Genomic DNA, 483 nt, shown 5'->3' with positions numbered 1-483 from the left:
GTCAATCCAAACCTTTATCACGACAACAAGCTTAGATCATCTTCAAAATCTACCAGAAAATCTAAGTATTTTCACTATTCAGGATGGTAAAGTTAGTGTAAATTAAAATTGACAACATTGTAAAAGAACTCCTGTTTTTGCAGGAGTTCTTTTCATTTCTTTTACATAGAATAATTTGGCGCCTCATTAGTAATTTGTACATCATGAGGGTGACTTTCTTTCAAACCAGCACCAGACATTTCAATAAATTGAGCATTATCGTGTAGTTCTTTAAGGTTAGCTGCACCACAGTAACCCATACCAGAGCGAATACCGCCAATCATTTGAAAGACAATATCAGCTGCCGCACCTTTATAAGCAACACGACCTTCAATTCCTTCTGGAACAAGTTTGTTTGCTTCATTAACAGAACCTTGGAAGTAACGATCGCTTGAGCCTTTTTTCATAGCAGCAATTGATCCCATACCACGGTAAGTCTTGAAC

Annotated in this window: 1 protein-coding gene and 1 pseudogene; one reads left to right on the top strand and one right to left on the bottom strand. The window is 37.1% G+C overall.

Annotated elements, in window-relative coordinates; translation table 11 throughout:
* Window positions 1–106 (top strand): annotated as a pseudogene (locus tag WKI42_RS10660) (DNA replication/repair protein RecF); the annotation flags it as partial.
* A gap of 55 nt (window positions 107–161) precedes the next feature.
* On the opposite strand, the gene WKI42_RS10655 reads toward WKI42_RS10660, so the two are convergent.
* A partial coding sequence (locus tag WKI42_RS10655) for an IMP dehydrogenase (protein ID WP_368081909.1) occupies window positions 162–483 on the bottom strand: 322 nt, incomplete at its 5' end.

Source organism: Streptococcus pseudopneumoniae (assembly GCF_038148935.1).
Classification (GTDB): domain Bacteria; phylum Bacillota; class Bacilli; order Lactobacillales; family Streptococcaceae; genus Streptococcus; species Streptococcus pseudopneumoniae_U.
The sequence above is the reverse complement of the archived record's forward strand: the minus strand, read 5'-3'. Positions and strand labels throughout refer to the sequence as shown.